The sequence below is a fragment of the Candidatus Kapaibacterium thiocyanatum genome (assembly GCA_001899175.1).
GTDB classification, from domain to species: Bacteria; Bacteroidota; Ignavibacteria; order Kapaibacteriales; family Kapaibacteriaceae; genus Kapaibacterium; species Kapaibacterium thiocyanatum.
On the sequence record MKVH01000025.1, the window covers coordinates 191,371 to 218,006 of the forward strand.

Below are 26,636 nucleotides of genomic sequence, written 5' to 3' on the forward strand. Positions count from 1 at the left end.
CCTCTTCGCGAGGGGCTCGTCAAAAAATGATCCCTATTACGCGGCGCCTTAAAACGGAATATCGTCCGCACCATTGTTCAATGGAGTGCCGGGATGATCGGATTCGCCGTGTTGACCGGCTTGTTCCGACTTCTTCGAATCGAGCAGAAGGAGGTTGTCGGCAACGATTTCCACGACGTATCGTTTGTGGCCATCGGCATCCTGGAAGCTGCGCGACTGGATCTTGCCTTCGATGTAGATGCGGGAGCCGCGGCGCACGAGCTTCTCGACGACGTCGGCCAGGCCACGCCACGCCACGATGGTGTGCCAATCCGTGTGTTCCTGGATGGTGCCGTCCTTGTCCTTCCAGGTCTCGGACGTAGCGAGGCGGAACTGGGCGACCTTGACGCCGCTTGGAGTGAAGTTGACCTCCGGATCCTTGCCTACGTTGCCGATCAGCATCACCTTGTTGAGTGTGCGCGACATAATCCCACCTCTCCATGATATTGACGTGTCGAAAATAGGAAACGTACCACATTGCACAACGGGGATGCCTGCGCATCTTTGTGCATGATCAATGTCCTTCTTCTCGGAACGGCGAGTTACGTCTGGGATAGCGAACGCTTCGTCGACATCTCCCTGGCCGTATCCGCCGGTCCGTCCGTGAACGCCTTCCATCTTCCGCCGGCACTGTTCGAGCCCTTTCGCATGGGATCCTTCGTCGGCTCCGTCGAGGAGGGTGGACCGTGCCGATGCGATGTTGTTACAGTGGCACCACACGGCAACGGCACGCATACCGAATGCGTCGGACACGTGGCCGGTGCTGCGTACCGCCTGCCAGACTGCCTCAACGATGTAATTGTGCCGGCAAGGCTGATAACCGTGACATTGAAGGAAGATGGATCGGGAGACCGGCTCGTGACGCGTGAAGAACTGGAGAAGGTATGGCATGGTGAAGGGGAGCCCGCCCTCGTCATCCGCACGGATCCCAATGACGGGAACAAGCGCACGACGCGTTATTCGGGAGCCAATCCCGCCTACGTCCATGTGGATGCGATGCGACTGATGGTCGAGCGCGGCGTGAAGCACCTGCTCATAGACATCCCGTCCGTGGATCGCGAAGAGGACGGCGGCGCACTGGCCGCACACAAGCTGTTCTGGAACTGGCCCGCAGCACCGCGTGTGAACAATACGATCACGGAACTGATCTACGTTCCCGATACCGTCGAGGACGGCCGATATCTCGTGGCCTTCAATGCCGCCGCATTCGATGGCGATGCCGCGCCGAGCCGCCCCGTACTGTTTCCCCTGACGGCGGCCTGAGCCCCGATCCGTTACTGCAGACCGTATTCGTCGATCTTTCGGTAGAGCGTCCGCTCGCTTATTCCCAGCAATTCCGCGGCATCGCGTCGGTTACCTTGCGTCTTCCGCAGCGCGGCTTCTATCGCACGGCGCTCGAGGACCTGCAGGTTCAGCTCTCCGTCGTGGTTCACACCAGCGGGACGAGGTGCCTCCTTGCGTACGGCAAGGGCCGTCGATGATTCTTCACCATCGACCGGGACGTTCATGCTGAGGAGGTGGCGCAGGACGGACTTGATCTCGTTGACGTCGGTGCTCACCTGCAACAGGGCGCGGTAGAGCATCTGCATGTCGGCGGACGATGGTGTGGCCTGCTGGGGTTCCTGTATGCGCATCAGCGCTGCGGGTGCGATCGGAGCGTCGTCCGCTTCGGTGTCCGCCGGGAGGTAACGCTGGAGCATCTCCACCGTGACATGCTGCCCGCGTTCGAGCGTCACCATCGTTTCCACCACGTTGCGCAGCTCGCGAACGTTGCCCTGCCAGCGATAGGCTTCCAGCATCGACATCGCCCCATCGTCGATACCCTCGAAGGAGACACCGTTCTTGTCGGCGGCACGTCGGGCGAAATACTCCACCAGCAACGGAATGTCGTCGGGATGCTGCCGCAGCGGCGGCAGGTGGATGTTGACGGAGTTGAGGCGGAAGAACAGGTCCTGACGGAACCGTCCTTGACGCACCTCATAGAGGAGGTCGCGATTGGTAGCGGCCGTGACGCGGACGTCGACCTTCTGATTCGTGCTCGAGCCGAGACGGGAGAATTCTCCGCTTTCGAGAATGCGGAGCAGCTTGACTTGTGTGCCGATCGGCATCTCGCCGATCTCGTCGAGGAAGATCGTTCCCTTGTGGGCCGCTTCGAAGAAGCCTTTACGTTGTTCCACTGCACCGGTGAAGGCGCCTTTTTCCGCGCCGAAGAGTTCACTCTCCAGCAGCGTTTCGGGAATGGCGCCGCAGTTCACGCTGACGAAGGGTTGCTTCTTGCGATTGCTGAGGTCATGCAGTGCATGAGCGAACACTTCCTTGCCGGTGCCCGTTTCGCCGGTGATCAGCACCGTGAGGTCCGTTGGCGCGACCTGGAGAAGACGGGAGATGGCCTGGACCATCACCGGGGATTCGCCGACGATTCCGAATCGTGTCTCGATCTGCCGAAGGACTTGTCGGGTGGCCGTACTCATTGTTTGGACCACTCCGCCCAGCCGCCGGTATAGATGAAGATCGGTCCGAAGTTGAACTTCTTCATGGTTTCGGCCACGTGATGACTGAGTTCGCATTCGCCGCCATCGCAGTAGATCACCACGATACGGTCCTGCGGCAGTTGCAGGATGCGCGGAATCTCGGCCTCGGCGGAATTACCATCGATGTTGATGGCTCCTGCGATGTGACCCTTGGCATAGCTCTCGGGTATGCGGGCGTCGATGAGGAGCAGGTGCGGTGACTTCAGCAGCGTGCGGAAAGCGGAGAGACCTACTTCGCGTACGACGCCGGGTTCGGGCCTGAAAGGCTCCTGCTGCCTTGCCGGAGGCGTCTCCGGTGGTGTCGTCGTTCCGGGCGTTGCGGACTTCGTGGTGACGGGCGTCTCCGGCTTGTCCAACGAAGCGATGGCCGTATCCTTCCGCTCCGGCGGTATCGCGGCGATCTGCCGTGCGGTGTCCTTGCCACTCGCGCCGAGCAGTCGCTCGATCTCGGCCTCGGTGGCCTGTACGCGTTCGAAGACGGGCTTCACCCAGTTGATGCGCTTCGGATTCATGGTGTTGAAGCCGATTGCGAGACCGATGGCCATGAGGATCAGCAGACCTGCTTCGCGCAGCGTTCCGGACGATGAAGCCCCGCCGTGTCCCGTGTTGCGACTGTTCATCCTGCCGAGAGGCTCACCGCCGAGAAGATGGAAGTGGAGATGGAAGACGGTCTGTCCACCGTTGGCATTGACGTTGGTCACGACACGATAGCCGTCGTGATCGACGTTGAATCGTCGCGCCAGTTGCTGTGCGACCATGAAGACATGGCCGATCAGCGGGGCGTCCTCTTCCGTGATGGCATTGGCGCTCGCGATATGCTTCTTCGGAATGATGAGCAGGTGGATCGGTGCGCTCGGTGCGATATCGCGGATCGCGATGACCCGCTCGTCCTCGTACTCGATGGTAGCGGGAACTTCGCGGTCGATGATTTTCGAGAAGATGCTCTTGTCCATTGGGCGACCTCAGTTGAACCGGCGATATATCTTCATGACCTGGTAGGCCGCATTGAGTTCCTGCGTCTTGCGGGCGGCGGTCTGCTGCTCGGCTGCCGTGCCGGTTGCCACGCGGTCGGGATGGACCTTGTAGATGGCGGCACGATAGGCCTTCTTGACGGTATCGACGGAATCGTCGTGGGCGATACCGAGGATCGCACACGCCTTCATCACGTCGGCGGGGATGTGCGGCGCCGACGCACGATGTGCGTGCTGCGTCCGTTGCTGGCTGTGCTCCTGCGCCGATCCTGCCGATCCGGAATTGAGCTCGTCGATGATCCTGCGGAGTTCCTCGTCGTCCGAGTCCAGGATGCGTTCGGCCCACGCCGTATCGTCCGTGGTGGCGTCGGTCCAGTATGCGCGTGCGATATTCTTGATGCGATCGAAGATCATGGTCGATGGTCGGAAGTTGGAACGTCGTGCAGCGACACGACGAATTTAGCATTCACTTCGCGTAGACCACGGGGTCAGAGACGCATGCCGATGGAAAAGTATGCCATGAGCGGGCCCCTGCCAACGGCGGCAGGGTTGTCGAGGAAGAAGAAGCGTTGTCCGACGGAGAACATGGCCGGGCCGACGGGAGTATCCATGCCGATGGTGGCGCCGACGCCATGCTGCAAGTCGCCGATGCGGATGTTGTCCGGCTGTGCCCATACCGACCCCATATCGTACCGGATGGATAGATAGGTGTCGAAGAAGATGTCGATGGGTGAGCGCGCCCGTACTTCCATCGAGCCGACGAGGATCTGCCGGCCCCGTTCTTCGTCCTGCCGCATGCCGAAGAACATGTCCTGTCCGCCAAGACTGAAGAGTTCGGCACCGGGCAGCGAACGATCCGCCGCACCCGCATGTAACGACGGGGAGATGACGACGGAGCGGATGGAAAGGTTGCTCTTGTAATGGAAACCGAGCTTGGTGAAGGAGAGGCCGTTGCTGAGGTTCAGGATGGAGGTTTCGAGCGATAGATCGAGGATGCGGCCACGGGTGGGGAAGTCCACGCGGTCCTGATCGTCCCAGCGTCCGATCATCCGTACGGTGGCGAGAGGCTGATAGCCCGGCCATACGCTGTCGGCCAGATCGCGATAGCGCTGCTGTTCGTAACGGAATTCGCCGAGCATCACGCCATTGCGCTCGAGCTGGCGTCCGCCGGATATCCTGACGCCGTACCGTTCTTCCGAAAACTGGGCCGTGCGTGATCGCAGAGGTTCTGTCACGGGACGTCCGGTCTGGGGCGTATAGATCCACACGTTACGGAAGGAAGCGTAGGCACGTGTCGTCGCCGTCCATAACGTACCTGCGATGCGGGGAACTTCTATGCCGCCCGATATCTCGCCGTTGCGCTCTCCGCCCGCCAGACGTGCCGAGAGGTTGATGCCGGAGCTGAACAGGTTGAGGTGAGCCACGTCCAGACCGCCCTGCGTATTCCGTTCGTTGTCGATCCTCGCACCGAGCCTCAGGACCTGGTTCCCTCTGTCCGTGGCGCCGACGACGACCCGGCAGCCGCTGTCGGGCGCGGGCTGGATGGCCACGTCGACGTTGTCGAACAGTTCCGAGGCGTGCAGGTTGAGCGTGCTGCGGCTGAGCGAGGCCGTCGTGACGAGGTCGCCGCGATTGAACGTCAGTTCGCGGATGACGTCCATCGAATCGACGCGACGTTTGGGATCCATGACGATGGACGTTACGCGTCCTTCGTCGACATGCAGGACGACCGTACTGGTCGTGGCATCGAAGCGTACTCCCCGCGTATGGGCGAAGTCGAAGCCGTTGCCGTGCAGGGCGCGCAGGATGCGCTCCGTCAGCAGCCTGCCGAAGGCCGGACTCCAGGCACGGCCGACGCCATCGTCGATGACGCTCTTCACGTCGGAAATGTCCGCGCACGAAGGCATCCCTTCGATCCTGATCCTCCTGACCATGGTACGCATGATGGTCGTGTCGTCGCCCATCGTCGGTGCGAGCGCAGCGACCTCGGTTCCGGAGCGCTGGCCGATGAGGCGCGTCAGGGCGGGCAGGGCCTCGATCGTCTTCTGTTCCCCCGCATTCATGAGAGACTGGAGGTTCCGGAAGTTGAAGGTCGAATGGAAGCCGATGTTCGGCGTGATCACGACGTCGGCCTTGGCGAGGTAGGTCGAATCCTTGAGCTTCATGGCCGACATCAACGCCTGGTCCGCGACGGCCCATGGAGTGTTGAGGTCCTCGGGATCGGACAGCTCGCTGACGGTGTTGACGACGATGATGATGTCGGGTCGCAAGGCTGCTGCCGCCTCATAGGGAATATTGGCCACCAGTCCGCCATCCACGAGGATGTCGCTACCCCTGCGTATGGGGGCGTAGCGCAATGGGAACGTCGCACTAGCCCGTATGGCCGTTGCCAGATTGCCGTGATCGAGCGCTACCCAGCGGCCGTCCTTGAGATTGGTGGCGATGGCGCGGAAGGGCATGCGAAGGCTGTCGAAGTGCATGACCGTATTGAACGGCGCATCCCAGAGGATGTCCTGCAGCAAGGTGGCGAACCGTGTGCTGCCCGACAGACCCTGTGGGACGAGGAATTCGAAGTTCCTGAAGTGGAGCGTGAGCAGGCTTCGGTCGTCGTCCTGCTTCTGCTGATAGGGAAGTTGTTCCCGATGGCGCTCGCTGGTGAACGACGTCACCTCGTGCCAGTTGATGGCCAGGATGATGGAATCGATCTGATCCGGAGTATATCCCGCCGCATACATGCCGCCGATGATGGCACCGATGCTCGTGCCCACGACGTAGTCGGGAACGATGCCTTGCCGTTCGAGGGCACGCAGGACGCCGACCTGGGCGATGCCGCGGGCACCTCCGCCGCTCAGGACGAGGGCGATGGTCGGCTTTCCGGGCTGTGCCCAGGCACTGCCGCAGTGCAGGAGGCACAGGACGATGATGCCCGCGATGATGGACGGGGATTTCATTTATGTGCCGGAGCGTTCTTCTTCCATCGTGGCGATCATACCCTTGTACAGGGGCCAGTATCGATCTTCCAGTGCCATGCGGTCCGTTGCGGCCTCGACCGATTGCTCGAAGGTCCCCGCATGGGTGAAGACGTCGTTCGAGCGACCGCCGTCGATCGTGCGTACGATGATCGCTGCTACGTCTTCCGCACTCATCATGGGCGTGAGTGGAGCCAGTGGCACGTTCCGTTCTTTCGCGAAGCGTTTCGATTTCACGATGCCGCTGCCGAAGACATCGCCGAGCGCTCCGCCTTCCGTGACGTCGGCCCAGTCCGTGCGTACGCCGGCAGGACAGACGACGGTGGCTTCCACGCCGGTGTCGGTGAGTTCCGTACGCAGGGCCGCGGTGAAGCCCACCACGGCATGCTTGGCTGCGACGTAGGCCGCATTGAAAGGGAAGGCCATCTTCCCGGCGATGCTGGCGATGTTGACGATGTGCCCGGTTCCGCGGGCCTTCATCGACGGCAGCGCTTGCGCCGTCATCCAGAACGTCGCGTAGACGTTGATGGCGAAGATGCTGTCGAGCTGTTCCGTCGATGTGTCCTCGATACGGGCCTTGTTGCCCCGTCCTGCATTGTTCACCAGGACGTCGATGGCACCGAAGGTCTCGAGCGTACGGTTCACGGCATCGCGGCAGGCCCGCTCTTCGGAGAGATCGGCGACGATTTCGAGGACGTGGGCTCCGCGGTCGCGTGCCGTTGCCGCGACCGCTGCGAGGCGATCGGCACGGCGTGCCACGAGGGCGAGATTGCCGCCACGTTCCGCGAGAGCGATCGCGAGGGCCGCTCCGATTCCGCTCGATGTTCCGGTGATGAGTGTCGTCATTGTCCTACAGGATCCGGAATGTGGAGTAGGTCTTGCCGTCGCTGAGGTCGTTGCAGGTCACGGACGATACACGGGCGTGCTGCGGTCCGGTGCGCAGCAGCGTCTCCATTTCGGTGAGGGCATCGGTCGACCCCTGTGCGATGCATTCGATGGTGTCGTCTTCGAGATTGCATACGAAGCCACGAAGACCGAGCTGATGTGCATGGTGGAGGACGAAGCGGCGGAAGCCTACGCCTTGGACGGTTCCGGAAACGATGAAATGTGTTGTTGGCATGAGGTGTTATCGACGATTGACTTGGGATACGGAGGCCTGATCGGTGGGGGTGATCAGGATGTCCTGGATGGCGACGTGGGGTGGCCGAGAAGCCACGAACAGTGCCGTTTCGGCGATGTCGCGACCGTGCAGGGGTGTGTATCCGTTGTAGACGGTTTGCGCACGTTCCGCATCGCCGCGGAAGCGTACGAGGGAGAATTCGGTTTCCACGAGGCCCGGATCGATGGTGCAGGTACGCACACCGGTGCCGAGGAGGTCGAGCTGCATCGAATCGCCGAGCATCTTCACGGCGGCCTTGGTCGCGCTGTAGACGTTGCCTCCCCGATAGGCCTGTCGACCGGCGATGGAGGCGATGTTGATCACCTGTCCTTTGGCACGGTTCACCATGCCCGGAAGAACGGCTCGGGTGACGTTGAGCAGCCCCTTGACGTTCGTGTCGATCATCTCTTCCCAGTTCAGGTGTACACCTTCCTGGATGGGCTCGAGTCCGCGCGACAACCCGGCATTGTTGATGAGGACGTCGATGTCGTGCCAGGTGTCGGGCAGTTCGCCGATGGCGGCTTCCACGGCCGAACGGTCACGTACGTCCACGGCCTGCGTGAAGACGTCGATGCCGTGCTCCCTGTGCAAGGTATCCGCCAGTGCTTCGATGCGGTCGGTTCTGCGTGCCCAGAGGACGAGGCGTGCACCCGCTTCGGCGAACACTTCCGCACAGGCTTCGCCGATACCCGCGGAGGCACCGGTAATGAGGACGATGGAGTTCTTCATAGCATATCGTGTTGAAACATCTAAATTTACGGAATGACTACCACGCCACCCCTCTCGACAGCTCCATTGCACTTCGTCTTCCCCTCGATACGGAAGGAACTCCTCGGCAACGGAACGCCCGTCTATCTCATCGAACGGGCCGACGAAGACCTGATGAGCATCACGCTCAACATCGCCTCCGGTGCCGTCCATGACGAACTGGACGGCGAAACATCGTTCACCGTCGCCATGCTCGTGCGCGGCACGACGACGATGTCGCCCGAGGATTTTGCTGAAGAGGTCGAGCGGCGCGGTTGCAGCATCGGCTCGTCGAGCGATCGCGATTCGACGAGTATCGTCGCGACGGGACTTTCCGAGTACGATCATGATCTCGTGCGATTTCTTTCGGACAGTATCTGCAGCCCGGGCTTCGACACCGTGGAGATCGAACGCCAGCTCAAGCGCCGGATCGGAGACCATCTCCAGAACGTCGCCGACCCGGATTGGCTCGCAGGGCAGGCCCTGTCCGTCGCCGCCTTCGATGGCCATCCCTACGGACGCTCGAAGGACGGAACACCGGAGACGATGACCCTGGTCGACCGTGACCGTATGCGGTCCGTCTATGCCCGTCTGCTCTCCTATCCCCGCTTCGTCATCGTCTCGGGGCGGTTCGACCCGGAAGAAGTCCTGCGTGGCCTCGACGAAGGGATCGGACGTCTGCCCGTGCCGACTGCCGTGTCGTCCATCGCGCCTGCCATACTCCGGTCGCGTGTCGCTGCCATCGCCAGCAAGGAGGATGCCGTGCAGACCGTGCTGAGAATGGCCCTGCCGGCACTGCCGCTGGTCGATCCCGACTATACGGCCCTGCTGCTGGTGACGGAGATCCTGGGCGGTTATACGATGGCACGTCTCTTCACCGTTCTGCGCGAACAGAAGGGATATACATACGGTGCCTACGCCTATCTCGAGAACAGGAAGTGGTCCCAGGCCATGCGCCTCATGACGAGCGTAGGGAACGGCTTCACGGTGGATACCGTGGCCACCGTCAAGGCCGAGCTCCAGCGGATACGCAGCCAGCGCATCGACGACGAGGAATTCGAGAACACGCGTCAGCACGCGCTCGGACGATTCGCACGAAGCAACGAAACACCGCAGCAGACGGCCGGGCTGTTGTGGACGATCATCAGCAATGACCTTCCGATGGACTATTTCGAACGCCACATCGAACGGTTGCAGGCATTGACGCCCGATGATGTGCGGCACGTCCAGGAGCGGTTCTTCGATCCTGCGACGTTGACGATCGGTGCCAGCGGGGACCGCAACATCATCGTCGATGCCGTCGCGGATTCCGTCGATACCGTCATCGACTATCGCGCCTGATGCCGATGCTCGCAGTCATCGCCATCGTCGTCTCCATCGCCGCCGTCGTCGCGATACGCCGGGGTGTGGACGTACGGTTCGCCCTGTTCACTGCGGGACTCATCCTCACGGCCGTCGCGGGCGCTCCCTGGCTCGTCTTCGACGCCTTCCAGCGGAGCGTCGGCAAGGGTGACATCATCGGGCCGATCTGCTCGGCGATGGGATATGCATTCGTTCTCAAGGCCACCGACTGCGACCGCCACATGGTGCGTCTGTTGATACGACCGTTGCGGACCATACGCTGGGCTCTCATTCCCGGCGGATGTGCCATCGGCTTCCTTACCAACATGGCCATCACGAGCCAGACGGCGACGGCCGCAGCCGTCGGCCCGATCCTCCTGCCATTGATGGTGGCTGCCGGATACTCGCGTCTGATCGCGGGCGCCACGCTGATCGTCGGATGTTCCGTCGGTGGCAACCTGTTCAATCCGGGCGAGCCCGACATCGTCGCCATCCACAATGCCACACAGGCGTCCGTTGGCGACATCATCGGCCAGGCCATCATGCCCAACATACTGTCCTTCGTGATGGCGACCCTCGTTCTCACGGCCATGGGCCTGAGCGCGAAGCACCGCACGGACAAGGCGGAAGAGGTCGAGGACGACGAACCCATCAATGTCGTCAAGGCGTTGTTGCCGCCTCTGCCCGTGCTCATCCTGCTTCTCATGCAGCCCGGACTGAACCTCGTTCCACCGGTCTTCGCAGTCTATCCCAAGGGACTCCATATCTCCATGGTCATGGTGATATGTACGGCACTGGCCATGCTCGTGACGCGGGGTGGAATCAACAGGCTCACGACGCAGTTCTTCGAGGGTATGGGATATGCCTTCGCCAAGGTCATCTCGCTCATCATCGCAGCATCGTGCTTCATCGCCGGACTCGAAGCGGCCGGCGTCATCGCGTCCGCGGCCGGTGCCCTGGCATCCAATGCGGCACTGGCGGCAGTCCTGAGTCCGGTGCTGACGTGGGGCCTGGCAGTCATCAGCGGTTCGGGTACGGCGCCGAGCGTATCCTTCTCCCAGGCCATGCTGCCGTCACTCGCCACGACCAACGTCTTCCATGCCGTCAAGCTCGGCATCTCCGGTGCGATCGGTGCCAGCGTCGGACGCACCATGTCGCCGGTCTCCGCCATCCTCCTCTTCACCACGACGCTCACGGACACGGAGCCCTCGCAGCTCGTCCGCATCGTGATGTGGCCGATGTTGGCGGCCCTTGGCATTACCATTCTCCACGGCCTCGTATTTTAGCTCCATGGACTCTCAACAGATGGACTCGATCTACGCCGATTACAACGCCACGACACCCGTCGATCCTAGGGTCGTGGAAGCGATGATGCCGTACCTGACGGACGTTTTCTACAATGCCTCCAGCACGCATGCCGCGGGGATGGAAGCGCAGCGCGTCGTCATGCAGGCCCGAATGCAGGTCGCATCGCATATCGGGGGGCGGATGAACGAGGTCATCTTCACGTCCGGCGCTACCGAGGCCATCAATCTCGCCATCCTGGGCATGGCCCGCCACGAGACGTCGGAACGCCGTCGCATCGTCACATGCCGTACGGAACATGCAGCCGTCGTCGACGCCTGCATGTACCTCGAAGCACGGGGTTGGCCGGTGACCTGGCTGGGTGTGGATGGCGATGGACGCATCGACATCGACGAGGTGGGGAGTGTCCTTGGCTCCGATACGCTGCTCCTCAGCGTCATGGCCGTCAACAACGAGACGGGTGTAAAGCAGGATCTCCGTGAACTGGCATCGCTGGCCCACGCCGCTGGTGCCTACTTCATGACGGATGCGACGCAGGCCTACGGAAAGATGGCCATCGATGTCGACGATATCGGTATCGATCTCATGACGTTCTCCGGTCACAAGATCTACGCACCTAAGGGCGTGGGCGTGCTCTACGTGCGTTCCCGCAAGGAATGCACCTGTGAGCTCGAACCGTTGCAGTACGGTGGCGGTCAGGAGCGCGGCATCCGCAGCGGCACGCTGAACGTGCCCGGAATCGTGGCCCTGGCCCATGCCGGTACCCTCGCCCATGAATGTCTCGTCAGCGACGCCGAACGCATCGGTGCCCTCCGTGACAGGTTCGAGGATGCCATCCTCCATCTGCATGGCGTGCACGTGAACGGCCGGCATGAACACAGGAACTACGGTACGAGCAACGTCAGGTTCGATGGTACGGATGTCGACATCATGCTCATGCACATGCCGTACGTGGCGGTAAGCAAGGGCAGTGCGTGTGCGAGCGCCAAGCCCAGGCCGTCCCACGTACTCACGGCGATGGGGCAGACGGCAGAGCAGGCCGCCTGTACGCTCCGTTTTTCATTCGGACGTTTCACGACGTCCGACGATATCGACAGGCTCGTGGCAGCGATCACCCACGCACACGAAAAGGCACTGGCCGGCGTCGTTCCGGCATAAACTCCAGGAAATCATGGCTTCATCAGACGTCCAACTCGTTGAAGAACTCGCGCAGCGCATCAAGAGCGTCAAGAGCGAGATAGGCAAGGTCATCATCGGTCAGACGGAGATCGTCGATCAACTCCTCATCTCGCTGTTCGCCCGCGGCCACTGCCTGCTGGTCGGAGTGCCGGGGCTGGCCAAGACGCTCCTCATCCGCACACTGGCGCAGACGATGGATCTGTCGTTCTCCCGCATCCAGTTCACACCGGATCTGATGCCCGGCGACATCACGGGTACCGAAGTGATCGAAGACAACGTATCGACGGGACAGAAGTCGTTCCGCTTCATCAAGGGGCCGATCTTCGCCAACATCGTCCTGGCCGACGAAATCAACCGTACGCCGCCGAAGACGCAGGCGGCCCTGCTCGAAGCCATGCAGGAACATAGCGTCACGGCCGCCGGCACGACGTACCGTCTGGAAGAGCCGTTCTTCGTCCTCGCCACGCAGAATCCCATCGAACAGGAAGGAACGTATCCGCTGCCCGAAGCGCAACTGGACCGATTCATGTTCAACCTGTGGCTGGACTATCCCGACTTCAACGAAGAAGTCGAAGTGGTGCGCTCCACGACGGTCGCGCAGAAGGAAACGTTGAAGCACGTGATGGACGGCAAGGACATCGTTACCTTCCAGGAACTCGTCCGCCGTGTCCCCGTTGCCGACAATGTGATCCAGCATGCCGTCAAACTCGTCCGCGCGACGCGGCCGGATACGGGCAGCATCAAGATCGTGAAGGACTTTCTCAGCTACGGTGCCGGCCCTCGCGCATCGCAGTACCTCGTACTCGGCGCCAAGAGTCGTGCGGCGCTGAACGGGCGTTTCTCCCCGTCCATCGATGACGTCAATGCCGTCGCCGTCAGCGTCCTGCGTCACCGCATCGTCACCAACTTCAATGCCGAAGCCGAAGGCGTGACGCCTTCGCGGATCGTGGACGAGCTGGTGAAGAGCGCCTGAGGCGCGAAAACCAACTACCAACGCCGTTACTATCCAGGAGCGCATCCCACCGATATGGTGCCGGATGCGTTCGCCGTTTCGCATACGTTCCGATCGGGACGACATCGTAGTCGTGTCATCCCCTGATGACGTCCATCCGCTGTTGCCGTTCGATCATGGTCTTCAGATCGATGGACCATGGTTCGATATCGTGGTCGAGGCCGGCGATCCAGGGCGTATAGCGCAGATGTTCGGGTCTGTTGGGGTCACCCGTCATGCGGTCGATCACGCTCTGGTGGATACGTATCCTGTCCGTCCGTTTCGCATCCCACGTCCGTACCGCTCTCGGATAGAGCTTCGCGAGGAACGAGCCGCGGGAATCGTGCATCACGCCGTATGGGTTGATGGTGACGGGTACCTTGTGCTTGAGGTAGAGGCGCAGTCCCAGGTCGCAGGCCTTCTGCGTCAGCCAGAGCAGGGGGATGTCCGACAGTTCCTGTTCGGGATAGCCGCCGCCTACGTCCGTATGCATGCCCGTGAACCACACCTGGCTCAGTGACTGATAGGGCTTCAGATCCGTATTCCACAGCACGGGATGGAAATACTTGCGTTCGTCGTCGATGGCGAGGGCATGATAGGCGTTCTCCACGCTCTCGCTCAAGGTGAAGTTGTGGAAGTTGTGCCTGAACATCGGAAGGCCGTCGATGAGGTCGCTCAGCCATCGGATGGGCAGGCCCAGGGCCGCTACCGTATCGTAGCATCCGATGAATCTGATGCGCGTCCACATCGTGCGGTTCTTCCGCACGAACTCGTCGGCCCTGCTTTTGCGCAGATCCGCATTCGACGTACGGTAGATGCCGTAGGCCTTGGGGATGAGTTCCGGGCGGCCCTTCGGCAGGATGCCGAAGTAGTGGATGAAGCTCGACAGACTTCGTATGGTGGCTGCGCCGCGGCTGAAGCCGAAGAGATAGATGTTGTCGCCCGCCTCGTAATGATCGAAGATGAACCTGTAGCACTGCTGGATGTTCCGCGAGATTCCCATGCCGCCGATGTTGCCGGTGATCTTCTTCATGCCGGTGCCGAGGCCGGCATCGTAGTAGCCTACCTGACGCGGCGTGCGGTCCTCGACCATGTTGAACATCTTGTAGACGTTCGTGTTGTAGCCTTCTCCGCCTTCCTGGCCTGTGCCATCGGAAAAGACGACGATGTTCTTCGCCATGGGAATGCCCCCGGATGCAGTGCGTGACGTGATAGACGGCGATCGGGCCGGGATCGCGGGGGCAACATACGTAAACTGGATCAGGAACGGCGAGGGGCCTCTCTCCCATGACCGTGTTATGCAGTCATCCTTCGATGGGCGTCCTGTTAATGCGGAATCCAGTACCAGCGACTATCCGCAACGATCATTCATCCTGTCCTTCCCACGAAACGATCTGCTGTTTCCGTTGTCGGATTGCCGCGATGACGGCAGCGAGAGTAGGGGAGGCTCCGAGTTGGAAGTAGCATTGAAAAACACAAACTACCATCTGGGTACTTGATGTCACAATCTGGGCTCGATTGTTGCAAACAGTCCTGAAACTTGCATCTTCCACCACGAATCTGTACGTTCGGGCAAATATCTGTTAGTGCAAGTCGCTATTGAGCTTAGTCAGGACGAGATAGGACGTACGGATTGCGGCTGTAGAGATATACACAGCACGAGGGTTATATGTTCTCGATGTTCCGATGGGCTATCGGTATCACTGCCGTATGCCTTCTGTTCCTCATTACAACCACTCCGGTAGTTGCGCAATGCGACTCACTTCGGCAGTTCTATCCGCCGGGTGCCAAGGTCTATCCACAGACACCCAATGGACTGGATACGACCCATCCTGTCGATCCACGAAAGTTCGTGGCACAATGGCACTTCGAGACGCAATCCGATTCAACGATCACCCGATTCGTCTTTGACGACTTCGTCAGCAATGGCCGCCGTGTGTGGCTGAGCAACTGGTGTGAAGGGAAGACATGGAATTGGGACAAGACGACGCAGCAATACGTCAATGAAGTCACGAATGCCCAACTGAGCAGCATTTCCCACACGACGTATATGCCGGTTATCGCTGGGGATACCATCGGATTCTATCGTCATGCCTACTGGCTTCGCCGTGGTCCGTCAACAGGGTCACTCGCCAAGTATGTTTCGGGCGATGTCGTCTCGTACTCGGTCGAGCTGGTGCGGAAATCGGACGGTCAGCGGATGGCACTCCTCGACACCGTCCGAATCAGCCAGAGCGGGGCATCCAGTCCATGTGTCTATATGTGGTATCCATTGGCGTCGAAGGTCCGTTACGTCATTCCATCTGTTATTTCGGATACGACGTATGCCTGTGTCCGCGTGAACGTGTACACAAGCGGATCAGACAATGACGTGTTTTCACGCACGGATCTTTTCGCTACGCTCAATGCAAGGATATTCCTCAACAACCCATATTTCGAGAACTTCATGGCTACGGTCAACTCCGAGAATGCCTGCGGTGCTGCTACCGGGGGATGTGGGATGACCGTAACGAATGGAACATCGGGAAGTGTCAATGCGGCTGTGACGTCCTCAAGCATTACCCTTGTGAAGGCGTTCTCGCAGGCAGGATACTTGGTATCGAGCACTGCCGTAACCACATGGCCTTCTACTGTCGCCCTTTCGACAGGGGCCGGTCTGTACATCGTGTGTGGTGTCAATAGTTCCGGTACCGTCGTCTGTACGAATACCATGCTCGTTCCATAGTCCGTTCCGTCAACCATTCCCTTATTGCTCTATGGTTCGCTTTGTTCCGCTCGTTTGTTCGTTCGTTTTCTGCTGTATCACACTGTCCGCGTTGACGTCGAAGCGTCATCCCGGCGCAAGCCAAGGGAACCCACCTTGCAACCCTGACGCTGGCGAGAAGATATCCGAGGTTGCCGGGCCACGATCATGTTTCTGCATTGGTTCTCCTGCCGGCCATGTGGAATTTTCACCGATCTATCCGAACTGGATCATCGGGTCGCTGTACAACACGAGAGTATATATCTCCTGTCAGCCCGAACAGGAGGCCAGTGAGCAGGTCACATGCACGTACCGCAACGATTGTTCCGCAGACTACGATCTCACCTTGCCCGGATGGTTCTATTATTGGCCGGACATCGACAAGCCGGTTTTTACCGTTGAAGCGGGGCCGGGTAACTGGCCGTAGATGTTACTCTAGGTTTCCGATGAAATTATCTAGTAAGTGGAGAGAGGTGACATGCACAACGATAGTATGATCTTGACCACGAGCGAAGTTGATGTTCTTTCGGACCGTCTAAGCAAACGTCTCGGATACACTATCGGGCAAATCGATATCCTGCAAGTCTTCAATCAGTACCGCGAAGAGATAGACAAGGTGCTGAATGGCAGTAGCGAGAAAATGAGACTCTACGTTGTGGAAGACTTTCTGAGTGGTATCGATTTTAGGGATTTATGGGTGGAGATTGAGCACGAAGAAGTCAACGATACTTTGCCACAGATGCCGGGTGATCTACTTGGATTTATTGTGAAAAGTGTTGGAAAGAGATGGATGATTCATAAGTACGACGAAGATCCATTTCCATCGGATCCTCACGCGCATTGTGAAGAGGATAGCTTGAAATTGGATCTAACAAATGGTGATTGTCATAGTGCAAAGCACAAGAGGATCGTCCGTCGATTGCGACGTAAGGACCTGCTAGAAATCAGGAGCAAGTTCAACATGAAGGGAGTGACCCTACCCAATCTGGCAGTCTAGCAATGGTCATACTTCAATAACACTCAGGGAGAAAGAAAGATGTCCGCACCTGCAAGAGAATGGCAATGGTATCTATTCAAGGATACTGCCGGAAAGTTTCGTTGGAACTGTAAGGCCGATAATGGGAATATCGTTTATGCTTCCTCGCAAGGCTATGTGAATAGGACTGATTGTGTTGCGAACGCAACAGCTATCGGCTTTAGTGTGACGAACATGGTGGATCTAACGAAGACATGATCCAATGATGTAACCTCGACCAGCAGCCTCTGCCTTAATGCAGGCTTCTTCGAAGTTGTCAGCTTCGATTTCCGGGCCGTCCCATCGCTTATCATCGCATTAATTTCGATAAGAAAGACTTCACTAGCGTTGCTGCTATATTGGCTCTCTGGCTTTGCTTGAGAGCTTTCTTTTTGTGTTGTCTCTTCAATCTGGCTGGGCCTTTGTGGATCCCATATGCATACCCCCGTGTAAATACTGATAATTGTTGATGCCTGTAAATAGTGGATAAGGGTGGTTTTGAGTTAGGACCACCATTCGTAGAGTGATTTTGGAGATGAAGCGTGGTTTGTAAAGGGAATGATTGGGTCCGTTAAATATCGACAGAATCCATTAGACACATCGAGATACGATTCCATGAACCCGTATCGGTCTGCCAAGCCGTTCAGGCAGTGCCATGTCGTCTAGTATGATGTATGGTGCAAATTCACCAATAGTATCCATAGCCTGTAACCACGGATTTGATTCGGTCCTGTCCGGGCAGGTCGGTATGGGCCATCCTATCCGCCACCTCTCACCCCCGCAAAAAGCCGTACCTTTGTAGTCGATCCTGTCCCAACGCCCGCTCCCGGTACCGAGTTATGAGTCTCGTCGCAATCGTCGGCCGCCCCAACGTGGGCAAATCCACGCTCTTCAATCGTATCATCGAAGAGCGCCATGCCATCGTGGAGGCCGTTCCCGGTGTGACGCGCGACCGGATCTATGCCCGCGGTGAATGGAACGGTGTCCACTTCCAGCTCGTGGATACGGGGGGGATCGTGCCGGACAGCGAGGAGCTGTTCGACAAGGCCATCCGCGAACAGGCCATGATGGCCCTCGAAGAAGCCGATGCCATCATCTTCGTCTGTGACGGACGCGATGGCGTGACGCCGGTGGACGAGATGATCGCCGCAATGCTGCGGACGACACCGAAGCCGGTGACCCTGATCGTGAACAAGTGCGACAATGCGATGATGGATATGAATTCCTCCGAATTCTATTCCCTCGGTCTCGGCGATCCCTATCCCATTTCCGCCCTGAACGGCAGAAGCACCGGAGACTTTCTCGATCGCGTCGTCGGCTTCCTGCCGAAGAACGAGGAAGCGGAGGACGATCGCCTGAAGATCGCCATCGTCGGCCGCCCGAACGTCGGCAAGAGCTCACTGACCAATGCCCTGCTCGGACGCGAGCGCAGTATCGTGACGCCGATCGCCGGCACCACGCGCGATGCCATCGACAGCGTCGTGCGCTTCTACGGCGAGGAGATGGTCCTCATCGATACGGCAGGTCTGCGCCGCCGCAGCCAGATCAAGGAACAGGTGGAGATGTACAGTACGATGCGCACGGCCCGTGCGATCGAACGCTGCGATGTCGCCATCGTCGTTCTCGATGCCACGCAAGGACTGGAAACGCAGGACAAGCGCATCATCGACCAGGTCGTCGCCGAACGGAGAGGCATCATCGTCGCCGTGAACAAGTGGGACCTCGTCGAGAAGGATACGCGCACGGCCGACGACTTCACGAAGAAGTACAAGGAGGCCCTCCCGACCTTCGACTACGCTCCGGTGGTCTACATCTCCGCACTCACCAAGCAGCGGATCACACGCGTGCTCGAAATGGCGAAGGAAATCCAGGCCCGCCGCGAAGTACGCATCAGCACGTCGAAACTCAACGACGTTCTGCTCGCCGAACTGGATCGCGTCCCACCGCCCTCGGTGCGGGGCCGCGACCTCCGCATCAACTACATCACGCAGGTGCGTACGGCACCGCCGATCTTCGCCTTCTTCTGCAATCATCCGGATCTCATCCCGGATTCCTACAAGCGCTTCATGGAGCGTCAGCTACGCGAGCATTTCGACCTCGAAGGCGTGCCCGTGAGCTTCGTCTTCAGGAAGAAGCATCGCGACAGGAACGAGGACTGACAGGCCCCTCCTCTCTCCGCCGCAGTGGCCAGCGAGTCCTTTCGAAGATGGTCATGGCGTGGCCGTCCGTCGCCGCCTGAAACCTACGACTATCGCTTCTTCAGCATCAGGAGACGATGCGTGAATTCCGTGCCTATGCCGCTGATCACGCACCGTTCGTTCCTGTCCGAGAGATATCGCGCCGTCCAGTCCACGATGCCGCCATCGCCCGTTTCGTACCATGTGCCTTCGTGCCGCAGGCTGAGCTTGAACCGCAGACCCTTGTAGTAGGGCTGATCATGCTGCGGAATGTACTCCCGTTCGATGACGATGTCCGGAAGTGTGGCCGCGATGCGGCCCATGACGTTCGTGGAGAGTCTGTCGATGGCGGGTCGGCGATCATGGATCCGGAAGGCGATCCTGATGTCGCGATGGGCGGCCGCGCCCGCGATGCCATCGTGAGACAGGGCTACGAGGGTGGAGACATGATGCACGATTTCTTCCTCGATCCAGGTCGTTCCCCGGTCGTGGCCGGCGGACGTCATGCCGAAGAGATCGAAGTGCGGGCGGAATCGGGGATCGCCGGGCGGTGGTGTACGGATGACGCGCTGAAGGGCCGACAGGCGAATGGTATCCATACGAGTTCCGGCGTTACGTCGTGCGTCGCGTCGGCGGACGGAGGCTTCCAGTGCCAGCACGTTGGTCGGATCGGAGACTGCTTCCGTACCGCGCAGTGCCGACAATATCTTGTTCTGGTCGCAGGGGGCCACGACGGACGACGCTCCGAGAGGAGCGGCGGGCGAGAGGCCGATGGTCGTGAAACCGTGGGCGGCCGCTTCCTTCATCAGGGACAGACCGAAGGCCTGCATGGCGACGGCATCGCTCTCGGCAGGTGCCACGAACCGATTGGACGTGTAGGCGTCGAGAATGTCCTGCGGTGTGAGGGATTCCGTCTTTCTACGGAACACTTCGAGCAGCAGAGACGTCAACTCGCCCATACGGAAACCTCCGACGAGTTCGTCGAAGATCTTCCGGCGCTCCGGCGTGGAGAGGAGACTGGTGAGTATCGATGGTTCCATGGCCACGATGAACAAACCTCATGCCAGTATCGGCGGAGCTGGAACGATATCCAACCACATAGCGGAAGATGACTGCCATGCTGCTTCGTACCATTGTCGCAACAACGTTGCTGGCCTCCGTACTTCATGCACAGCCCGTTGTCGTTACCATCGACCATTCGCAACCGCATCGCGCGATCTCGCCCTATATCTACGGATCGAACGGCAACGATGCCGGCGCGCAGGACGGTATCACGATCCGTCGTCAGGGCGGAAACCGGCTCACGGGGTACAACTGGGAGAACAACTATTCCCATGCGGGCGAAGACTGGCAGAATTCCAACGACACCTACCTGCCCTGGTACTACCATGTTCCCGAGAACAGATGGCAGGAGCCCGGCGTCGTGCTCACGACGTTCATCGACGATAACAAGGGCGCGGGGATCAAGTCGCTCGTGACCCTGCCCGTCGCCGGTTACGTGTCCGCCGATGCGAACGGCAGCGTGACACCCGAACAGGTCGCTCCGTCCGCACGGTTCCACAGGGTGGAGATCGAGCATTCGGGGTCGACCGGACAGGCCAATACCGACGATGACGTCGTCTATGTCGAGGACGAAGTGCGCTTCCTCACTAATCGATACGGTGCAGGCGCGGGACCGCAATGGACGGTAGCGTATTCGCTCGACAACGAGCCTTCGCTGTGGCCCGAGACCCATCCGCGTATCCATCCGGACAAGACGACGTTCCAGGACCTCATGGCCAGATCGATACGGACGGCGACGGTGATCCGTGCGGTGGATCCGACGGCCCTCATCTATGGTCCGGCCGAATTCGGATTCTCGGCCTTCACCAATCTGCAGGACGCTCCCGACAAGAGTCTCTTCATGCCCTACGGTTCGTTCATCGACGGTTATCTCATGATGATGAAGATGGCCGAGGGAACGGCGGGCAAGCGTCTTCTCGACGTGCTGGACGTTCACTGGTATCCGAACCTGAACGGGGAAGCGATCTCGTTCAACGACAATCTGGTGGAAGAGGACAAGCGCATCCAGGCGCCACGCTCGCTCTGGCAGGAAAGCTATGTCGAGGATAGCTGGATAGGTCAATGGTACGGTCCGGCCAGCGGCCAGCGCATGCGCCTGCCGCTGTTGCCCACGCTGCAGCGTATCATCGACGAACGGTATCCGGGTACGATGTTGTCGATCTCGGAATTCAACTACGGCGGCCCGCGCCAGGTATCGACGGGGCTGGCCGTGGCGGATGTGCTCGGAATCCTCGGTAATCACGGAGTGTATTCTGCCACGCACTGGGAAGCGATCGACGGCTATATCCGTGCCGCCTATCGTCTGTATCGCAACGCCGATGGCAATGGTCTGCGCGTAGGGGACAGCAGTGTGGTCACGACGACGTCCGATGCATCGGAGGCTTCGGCCTATTCGAGCGTCGATACCGAAGGCCGTATGCACGTCATCGTGATATGGAAGGCCAACAGGAGCGACGTCGTACGGATCGCCATCGACGGTTCGTTCAAGGGCGTACCGAAGTCCTGTCATGGATTCGACGGTGAATCGAACGTCATCGCCGTGAAACCGATGCCGGTACAGGTCGATGCCTCGACCTTCACGTTGGCCGTGACGGCCCGCAGTGCCTATCACATCGTCTTCGATCCCACCACATCATCCGTTGCCGAGGGCGGAACGGACGATGGCCTGCTCATCAACCAGTACGGTATGACGACGGGAACATCCGTGGTGAGTAACATCACCGTTTATGATATCGTCGGCAACCTGGTCTATACCCTTCCGAAGATGGAAGCCACGACGTCCATCACATGGCCCGCATCGCTCGGTCATGGTGCCTATGTCGTGATGGCCGAGGTCGGAGGCAGGATGACGACGGGCAGGATGCTCCGCTGATATCACGTGGAGCTCGTGGCCGGTCTCACTCCACGATGGCGATGACGAGCTTCCAGAACTCGAGGGACACGACAATGGTGCCGATGCAGAGGACGAGCCAGCCGAAGCCGGTCTTCAGACGTTGGCCGTCGATATGGCGTGACAGTCGTGCACCTACGAGGATGCCTGCCGACATCAGTCCGGTGAACGTGAGCAGGAAGGACCAGTCGTAATCCATCCCCGACGTCATGTCGGCGAGGACTCCGATGGTCGAATTGGCGCTGATGAGAACGAGCGACGTGCCGACGGCCCTTTTCATGTCGATACCCGACCAGAGGACGAGGGCCGGAACGATCAGGAAGCCCCCACCCACGCCGAGGACGGCGCTGAGGAGACCCACGACGAAGCCGGCGATGGCGAGACGCGAGGCCGGTGCGGGTTCGCGCGTTTCCGATCCCGTGCCGGCCCGAATCATTCCGATGGCCGCGATGAACATCATCAGCGCGAAGGCGATCATCAGGAACGTATCGTCGGTGACCCTGTCTCCCGCGACGATGAACGACTGCGGGATCATGGGCACGACGAAGCGGCGTACCATTCCTGTCGTGACCAGCGCCACGCTTCCGAACGAATAGACGGCAGTCCAGTACACCTCGTGACGGCGCACGTACGGGACGGCGCCGACGGCCGAGGCGATGGCGATGGTGAACAGGGCATAGCCGCTTGCGACGGATTGATCTATACCCATCAGATAGACCAGGATGGGGACGGCGATGATGGCGCCGCCAGCTCCTACCAGACCCAGAATGATGCCGATGATGCCGGCGAGAGCGAGGACGAGAAACGTCATGGACGTCGTCCCGTTACCATGCGAGCATGCCGCCCTTCAGGTTTACCGGTGCAGTGAAACCGTTCAGTTCGAGGAACATGCAGGCCTGTCCGCTGCGATTGCCTGAGCGGCAGTAGACGATGATCTCTCCGTCACGATATGCCTCGAGCTCGTCGATACGATCGGGAAGCTCTCCGAGCGGGATGAGGATCGAGCCCGGGATGTTCTTTTCGGCATGTTCTTCGGGTTGCCGTACGTCGAGCAGGACGACGTCTTCGCCTGTTCCGAGCCGGGTCTTCAGGGTGTCGGGTGAAATTTCACGCATGGTGGTGATACACTGATGTTGGTGATGGATGTGTCGCTGCTCAGGCGTCGATGGTCGTGCCGGTTTCGTACGGACAGCCTGCCGCACGCCAGCCGGCATAGCCCGGAGCGTAGTTGACGATGTTATGGAATCCTTCGCGCTGAAGCAGACTCGTGGCGATGCTCGACCGGTCACCCGCCTGACATGAGATGACGACGACCTTGTCGCGCGGTATCTCGCCGAGATGCTGGAGCAGGTAGCCTGCATGTAGATGTCGGGCGCCGGGAATGTGTCCGCTCACGTATTCGTTCGTCGAACGTACGTCGATCACGACGACGTCGTCATTGTCGTAGCGGGAGACGAATTCGTCATGCGGGATCTCTGCCGTGGTGGCGAGTGCATGATGGCCCTCGTGCCAGCCGTCGATGCCAGGGCGATAGCCCAGGATGTTGTCCAGACCGATGCGCATCAGCTTCCGTACGACGTCGTCGATCGTCCTGTCGTCGGCGATGATGGCGAAGGGCTTGTCGTAGTCGATCATCCAGCCGGCCCACGTGCTGAAGGCCTTGTTGTTCTGGATGTTGACCGTGTTGGGAATGTGTCCGTTCGCGAAGGCCGTCTTCACACGCGTATCGACCACCATCGTTCCGTCGGCGAGTGCTTCCGAGAGGTCCTGGAGAGACAGCAGGTGTGGTTGCTGCACTTCCGTCCGCAGGTTGCGCTCGACCTTGTTGAGGACCTTCATGTGGGCGAAGTATCGCGGCGGCTCGGGCTGGCCATCGAGCAGGGCATTCACGAACTCTTCTTCGTCCGTATGCTGCAATGCCCAGTTGACGAGCTTCTCGTAGCCGACGGTCGACGACGGTATCGCGCCGAGGGCCTTGCCGCAGGCCGATCCGGCACCGTGGGCGGGATGCACCTGTATGTGGTCAGGGAGGGAGTTGAACCTCCGCAGCGAGGCGAACATCTGCCGGGCTCCCGCGTCCATGGTTCCCCGGTGGCCGGCGACCTTCTCGAGAAGGTCGGGGCGGCCGACGTCGCCCACGAAGACGAAGTCGCCGGTGAACATCATGATCGGAACATCGCGTGTGGCCGGTGTATCGGTCACGAGCAGGGAGATGTGTTCCGGAGTATGTCCCGGCGTATGCATCACCTGGACCTTGATGTTGCCCACCATGAAGGTGTCGTTGTCCTTCAGTCCGGTATGGGGGAATTCGTACTGCCACTCGGGGCCGCCTTCGTCGCTGAGGAACATAGTGGCGCCCGTTACGGCGGCCAGTTCGCGCGTGCCGCTCAGGAAGTCGGCATGAATGTGCGTTTCCGTCAGATGCGTGATGCGGAGGCGTTCCTGCCGCGCGATATCGAGATACGTGTCGATGTCGCGTTTCGCATCGATGACCATCACTTCGCCCGTTGCCTGACAGCCTACCATGTAGGAGGCGTGGGCGAGTCCCGGTTCATAAATCTGTTTAAAGAACATCGGATGTTCCTGCTGGATCGGTGTGGGAGTGGATGCCGCAAAAATACGTCCGGAAACGCCTGGAACGGGGCTCCCGGAACCGTGTCAAACTAGCGATGTCTCGTTGCGATCGGTATGACATTCGTCAATGTCGCCTGATGATTGATCAATTGGCTCTTGGTGCGGTTCTCCGACGCAGATACGTTGCGCCGTTCACGTTCATCACTCAGGAGCGGGAATGGAGACGAACAACACCCATTTATATCGGATGTTGTCCTGGAGATATGCAGGTTCTACGATCGAAGATATTGAAGATGCGGTAGCGGCGGCCAATTGTGCTCTGGAAGAATCCCGTTTTCTGGCCCGCGAGCCGGTGCGAAATCCCGAAGCCTATCGTACGTGTGTGGCACAGCGTTTTCTGGGCAGGGCCATGCAGCGGCAACGCAGGATGGTATTCATGGACGTGCACGGCGATGCGGGATGGGAGAACCTGTCCGCGAACGACGCACAGCCATTGCAGTCGGACGATGACCGGCAGGCCGAGCATCGGTTCGATACGGAGCGGATTCTCGACACCCTTCCGGACCAGTACGCCCAGGTACTGGCATTGCACTACCTTCAGGGGCTGACGCTGGAGGAGTCGGCGCACTATGCCGGTGTGACGCCTGCTTGCATGCGGAAACGGCACGAACGGGCACTCAAGATGGCGAGGCGTCTGTTCGACGATTCAACGGGCGAAGAATAACAGCAGGTAGGGCAGCGAAAGGACGAGCTCGGCGAGAAGTCTCGTGATCGGGCGATCGATGCCGGATCGGAACAGCATCGGCAGGCAGGTAGTGGCAAGACACATCAGGAGCAGCATCGCTCCCGCAGGAAGATCCGTCGTCATGATGCCGATGGCCAGGGCTGCGGCCAGGCCTATGCTGGCCGTCACCATCGCCATCGTACCCTTGGGACCGAGCGCGCGCGCCACGCTCGGCTGATGGAGGGCGGTGTCGATGTCGACGTCCGCGATGCTTTCGACGACGACGATGGCCCATGTGACGAGGACGATGCAGGCGATGGTCATGAATACGACAGGACCGGGATCGGGGCTGAGGATGACGGGGACGGACCAGATTGCGGCCGTGTAGGTCACGACGACGTTGACGTCCTTGAGCACGCTGAGCCACCGGCTGGTGAACAGGTGCTGCGCGAGATGATGGATGGCCACGAGGGCGCCGGCGCAGATGGCGATGATCCACGTGAAGGGCGGCAGGGTCAGGGCCGCCACGACGGCACAGGCAGGAGCGAGAACGATGCAGGCGATCAGGAGCGGTCGCCTGTTGCGATGATGGAAGGCATGACGAAGCGTCGGATAGTCGCCGCTGGCGCGGTTGTCGTCGAGGACACGGTCGAGCGTATAGATCAGCCAGGCGGCAACGGGAATGACGAACCACCATCCCGCAGGTAAGGTGCAGTGACAGACGCGTTCCGCGAGGATGGCCGAGGCGATGACGCCGGCAACGATGTCGAGGTTGAGGAAGTGGATCCGGTGTAGCCACGGTAGCACGGCCGTCAACCCTGCATGGCCTTGATCCTGGCGAGGTCGTGGGCGAGGTCGACCAGATTGCGGATCACGCCCTGCGTCATCCCGAAATAGACGTCGTCGAAACGGCTCAGGGTATCGTCGTCGGCATGACGTGACAGCGACGCCAGTTGTTCACGGAGATCGTTCATCTGCGTCGCGAACTCGCGCTCCATCTGCGGATATCCCTCGGCCCCGGGCGTGAGGCGGCGCAGGACGCCATAGACCTTCCACAGGCCCGTACCGGTACGCAGGATCGTATTGAACAGATCGGCTTCATTGTGGGTGGCACCAAGCTCCAGCAGGACGCCGATGTCGTTGCGTTTGCGCAGTCCACCCTCCGTATTCTCCTGGAGGAAGGACAGAACGGCCTGCGTATCGTCGGAGAGCGTCATG

The 26,636-nt window shown here is 59.9% G+C and carries 27 protein-coding genes; 12 read left to right on the forward strand and 15 right to left on the reverse strand.

Annotated elements, in window-relative coordinates; all coding sequences use genetic code 11:
• Window positions 1-48: 48 nt before the first annotated feature.
• A complete protein-coding gene (locus tag BGO89_13445; GenBank protein OJX56333.1) occupies window positions 49-465 on the reverse strand; it encodes a hypothetical protein in 417 nt (138 codons plus the stop codon).
• 84 nt (window positions 466-549) lie between these two features.
• Between BGO89_13445 and BGO89_13450 the strand changes: the two genes are divergently transcribed.
• The gene (locus BGO89_13450; GenBank protein ID OJX56334.1) at window positions 550-1,302 is read left to right on the forward strand and encodes a hypothetical protein; all 753 of its coding nucleotides are present in this window, start codon (window positions 550-552) and stop codon (window positions 1,300-1,302) included.
• An 11-nt stretch (window positions 1,303-1,313) separates the two neighbouring features.
• On the opposite strand, the gene BGO89_13455 is transcribed toward BGO89_13450, so the two are convergent.
• The 7 genes from BGO89_13455 to BGO89_13485 form a co-directional block, all read right to left on the reverse strand.
• The gene (locus BGO89_13455; GenBank protein ID OJX56335.1) at window positions 1,314-2,510 is read right to left on the reverse strand and encodes a hypothetical protein; all 1,197 of its coding nucleotides are present in this window, start codon (window positions 2,508-2,510) and stop codon (window positions 1,314-1,316) included.
• The gene (locus BGO89_13460) at window positions 2,507-3,523 is read right to left on the reverse strand and encodes a hypothetical protein (GenBank protein OJX56336.1); all 1,017 of its coding nucleotides are present in this window, start codon (window positions 3,521-3,523) and stop codon (window positions 2,507-2,509) included. Before BGO89_13460 ends, BGO89_13455 begins: the two co-directional genes overlap by 4 nt.
• Window positions 3,524-3,532: 9 nt before the next feature.
• On the reverse strand, window positions 3,533-3,955 hold the full coding sequence (locus tag BGO89_13465) for a hypothetical protein (GenBank protein ID OJX56337.1): 423 nt from the start codon (window positions 3,953-3,955) through the stop codon (window positions 3,533-3,535).
• A gap of 74 nt (window positions 3,956-4,029) precedes the next feature.
• Window positions 4,030-6,492, reverse strand: coding sequence for a hypothetical protein (locus BGO89_13470; protein ID OJX56338.1), 2,463 nt, complete (start codon window positions 6,490-6,492; stop codon window positions 4,030-4,032).
• The gene (locus BGO89_13475) at window positions 6,493-7,356 is read right to left on the reverse strand and encodes a hypothetical protein (protein ID OJX56339.1); all 864 of its coding nucleotides are present in this window, start codon (window positions 7,354-7,356) and stop codon (window positions 6,493-6,495) included.
• Between the two features lie 4 nt (window positions 7,357-7,360).
• Window positions 7,361-7,630 carry a hypothetical protein gene (locus BGO89_13480; GenBank protein OJX56340.1) on the reverse strand — a complete coding sequence of 90 codons (270 nt, stop codon included), beginning with the start codon at window positions 7,628-7,630 and terminating at the stop codon, window positions 7,361-7,363.
• A 6-nt stretch (window positions 7,631-7,636) separates the two neighbouring features.
• Entirely contained in the window at window positions 7,637-8,398 is a 762-nt protein-coding gene (locus BGO89_13485) for an NAD(P)-dependent oxidoreductase (protein ID OJX56341.1), read from the reverse strand.
• A 33-nt stretch (window positions 8,399-8,431) separates the two neighbouring features.
• On the opposite strand from BGO89_13485, the gene BGO89_13490 reads away from it, so the two are divergent.
• The 4 genes from BGO89_13490 to BGO89_13505 are packed head-to-tail and all read left to right on the forward strand — an operon-like array spanning window position 8,432 to window position 13,214.
• Window positions 8,432-9,757, forward strand: a complete 1,326-nt coding sequence (locus BGO89_13490) for a hypothetical protein (GenBank protein ID OJX56342.1) — start codon at window positions 8,432-8,434, stop codon at window positions 9,755-9,757.
• Window positions 9,757-11,043, forward strand: a complete 1,287-nt coding sequence (locus tag BGO89_13495; protein ID OJX56343.1) for a hypothetical protein — start codon at window positions 9,757-9,759, stop codon at window positions 11,041-11,043. Before BGO89_13490 ends, BGO89_13495 begins: the two co-directional genes overlap by 1 nt.
• A gap of 19 nt (window positions 11,044-11,062) precedes the next feature.
• A complete protein-coding gene (locus BGO89_13500; GenBank protein OJX56344.1) occupies window positions 11,063-12,220 on the forward strand; it encodes an IscS subfamily cysteine desulfurase in 1,158 nt (385 codons plus the stop codon).
• A 10-nt stretch (window positions 12,221-12,230) separates the two neighbouring features.
• Entirely contained in the window at window positions 12,231-13,214 is a 984-nt protein-coding gene (locus tag BGO89_13505; protein ID OJX56388.1) for an AAA family ATPase, read from the forward strand.
• Between the two features lie 115 nt (window positions 13,215-13,329).
• On the opposite strand, the gene BGO89_13510 is transcribed toward BGO89_13505, so the two are convergent.
• Window positions 13,330-14,412, reverse strand: coding sequence for a peptidoglycan-binding protein (locus BGO89_13510; GenBank protein OJX56345.1), 1,083 nt, complete (start codon window positions 14,410-14,412; stop codon window positions 13,330-13,332).
• Here BGO89_13510 and BGO89_13515 point away from each other — a divergent pair.
• From BGO89_13515 to BGO89_13535, 5 genes are all read left to right on the forward strand, one after another.
• Entirely contained in the window at window positions 14,411-14,731 is a 321-nt protein-coding gene (locus tag BGO89_13515; protein OJX56346.1) for a hypothetical protein, read from the forward strand. The two genes, BGO89_13510 and BGO89_13515, sit on opposite strands and share 2 nt — an antisense overlap.
• 170 nt (window positions 14,732-14,901) lie before the next feature.
• The gene (locus BGO89_13520) at window positions 14,902-15,957 is read left to right on the forward strand and encodes a hypothetical protein (protein OJX56347.1); all 1,056 of its coding nucleotides are present in this window, start codon (window positions 14,902-14,904) and stop codon (window positions 15,955-15,957) included.
• A 217-nt stretch (window positions 15,958-16,174) separates the two neighbouring features.
• Window positions 16,175-16,402 (forward strand): hypothetical protein, encoded by a 228-nt coding sequence (locus BGO89_13525; protein ID OJX56348.1) that lies wholly within the window; start codon window positions 16,175-16,177, stop codon window positions 16,400-16,402.
• A gap of 51 nt (window positions 16,403-16,453) precedes the next feature.
• A complete protein-coding gene (locus BGO89_13530) occupies window positions 16,454-16,972 on the forward strand; it encodes a hypothetical protein (GenBank protein OJX56349.1) in 519 nt (172 codons plus the stop codon).
• A gap of 857 nt (window positions 16,973-17,829) precedes the next feature.
• Complete coding sequence (locus BGO89_13535; protein ID OJX56350.1) at window positions 17,830-19,149, forward strand: ribosome biogenesis GTPase Der; 1,320 nt, start codon at window positions 17,830-17,832, stop codon at window positions 19,147-19,149.
• An 89-nt stretch (window positions 19,150-19,238) separates the two neighbouring features.
• On the opposite strand, the gene BGO89_13540 is transcribed toward BGO89_13535, so the two are convergent.
• Window positions 19,239-20,222 carry a hypothetical protein gene (locus BGO89_13540; protein OJX56351.1) on the reverse strand — a complete coding sequence of 328 codons (984 nt, stop codon included), beginning with the start codon at window positions 20,220-20,222 and terminating at the stop codon, window positions 19,239-19,241.
• Between the two features lie 62 nt (window positions 20,223-20,284).
• On the opposite strand from BGO89_13540, the gene BGO89_13545 reads away from it, so the two are divergent.
• Complete coding sequence (locus tag BGO89_13545) at window positions 20,285-22,102, forward strand: hypothetical protein (GenBank protein ID OJX56352.1); 1,818 nt, start codon at window positions 20,285-20,287, stop codon at window positions 22,100-22,102.
• A gap of 25 nt (window positions 22,103-22,127) precedes the next feature.
• Here BGO89_13545 and BGO89_13550 read toward each other — a convergent pair whose 3' ends face one another.
• The 3 genes from BGO89_13550 to BGO89_13560 are packed head-to-tail and all read right to left on the reverse strand — an operon-like array spanning window position 22,128 to window position 24,694.
• A complete protein-coding gene (locus BGO89_13550; GenBank protein OJX56353.1) occupies window positions 22,128-22,931 on the reverse strand; it encodes a hypothetical protein in 804 nt (267 codons plus the stop codon).
• A 13-nt stretch (window positions 22,932-22,944) separates the two neighbouring features.
• Window positions 22,945-23,235, reverse strand: coding sequence for a hypothetical protein (locus BGO89_13555; GenBank protein ID OJX56354.1), 291 nt, complete (start codon window positions 23,233-23,235; stop codon window positions 22,945-22,947).
• 40 nt (window positions 23,236-23,275) lie between these two features.
• Window positions 23,276-24,694 carry an MBL fold metallo-hydrolase gene (locus BGO89_13560; protein OJX56355.1) on the reverse strand — a complete coding sequence of 473 codons (1,419 nt, stop codon included), beginning with the start codon at window positions 24,692-24,694 and terminating at the stop codon, window positions 23,276-23,278.
• A gap of 217 nt (window positions 24,695-24,911) precedes the next feature.
• Between BGO89_13560 and BGO89_13565 the strand changes: the two genes are divergently transcribed.
• Window positions 24,912-25,418: a hypothetical protein gene (locus BGO89_13565; protein ID OJX56356.1), complete on the forward strand. Its 507-nt coding sequence runs from the start codon at window positions 24,912-24,914 to the stop codon at window positions 25,416-25,418.
• Here the strand turns inward: BGO89_13565 and BGO89_13570 are convergent.
• Window positions 25,401-26,234: a hypothetical protein gene (locus BGO89_13570; protein ID OJX56357.1), complete on the reverse strand. Its 834-nt coding sequence runs from the start codon at window positions 26,232-26,234 to the stop codon at window positions 25,401-25,403. The genes BGO89_13565 and BGO89_13570 overlap by 18 nt on opposite strands.
• Window positions 26,231-26,635: a hypothetical protein gene (locus BGO89_13575; protein OJX56358.1), complete on the reverse strand. Its 405-nt coding sequence runs from the start codon at window positions 26,633-26,635 to the stop codon at window positions 26,231-26,233. Before BGO89_13575 ends, BGO89_13570 begins: the two co-directional genes overlap by 4 nt.
• Window position 26,636: the final 1 nt, after the last annotated feature.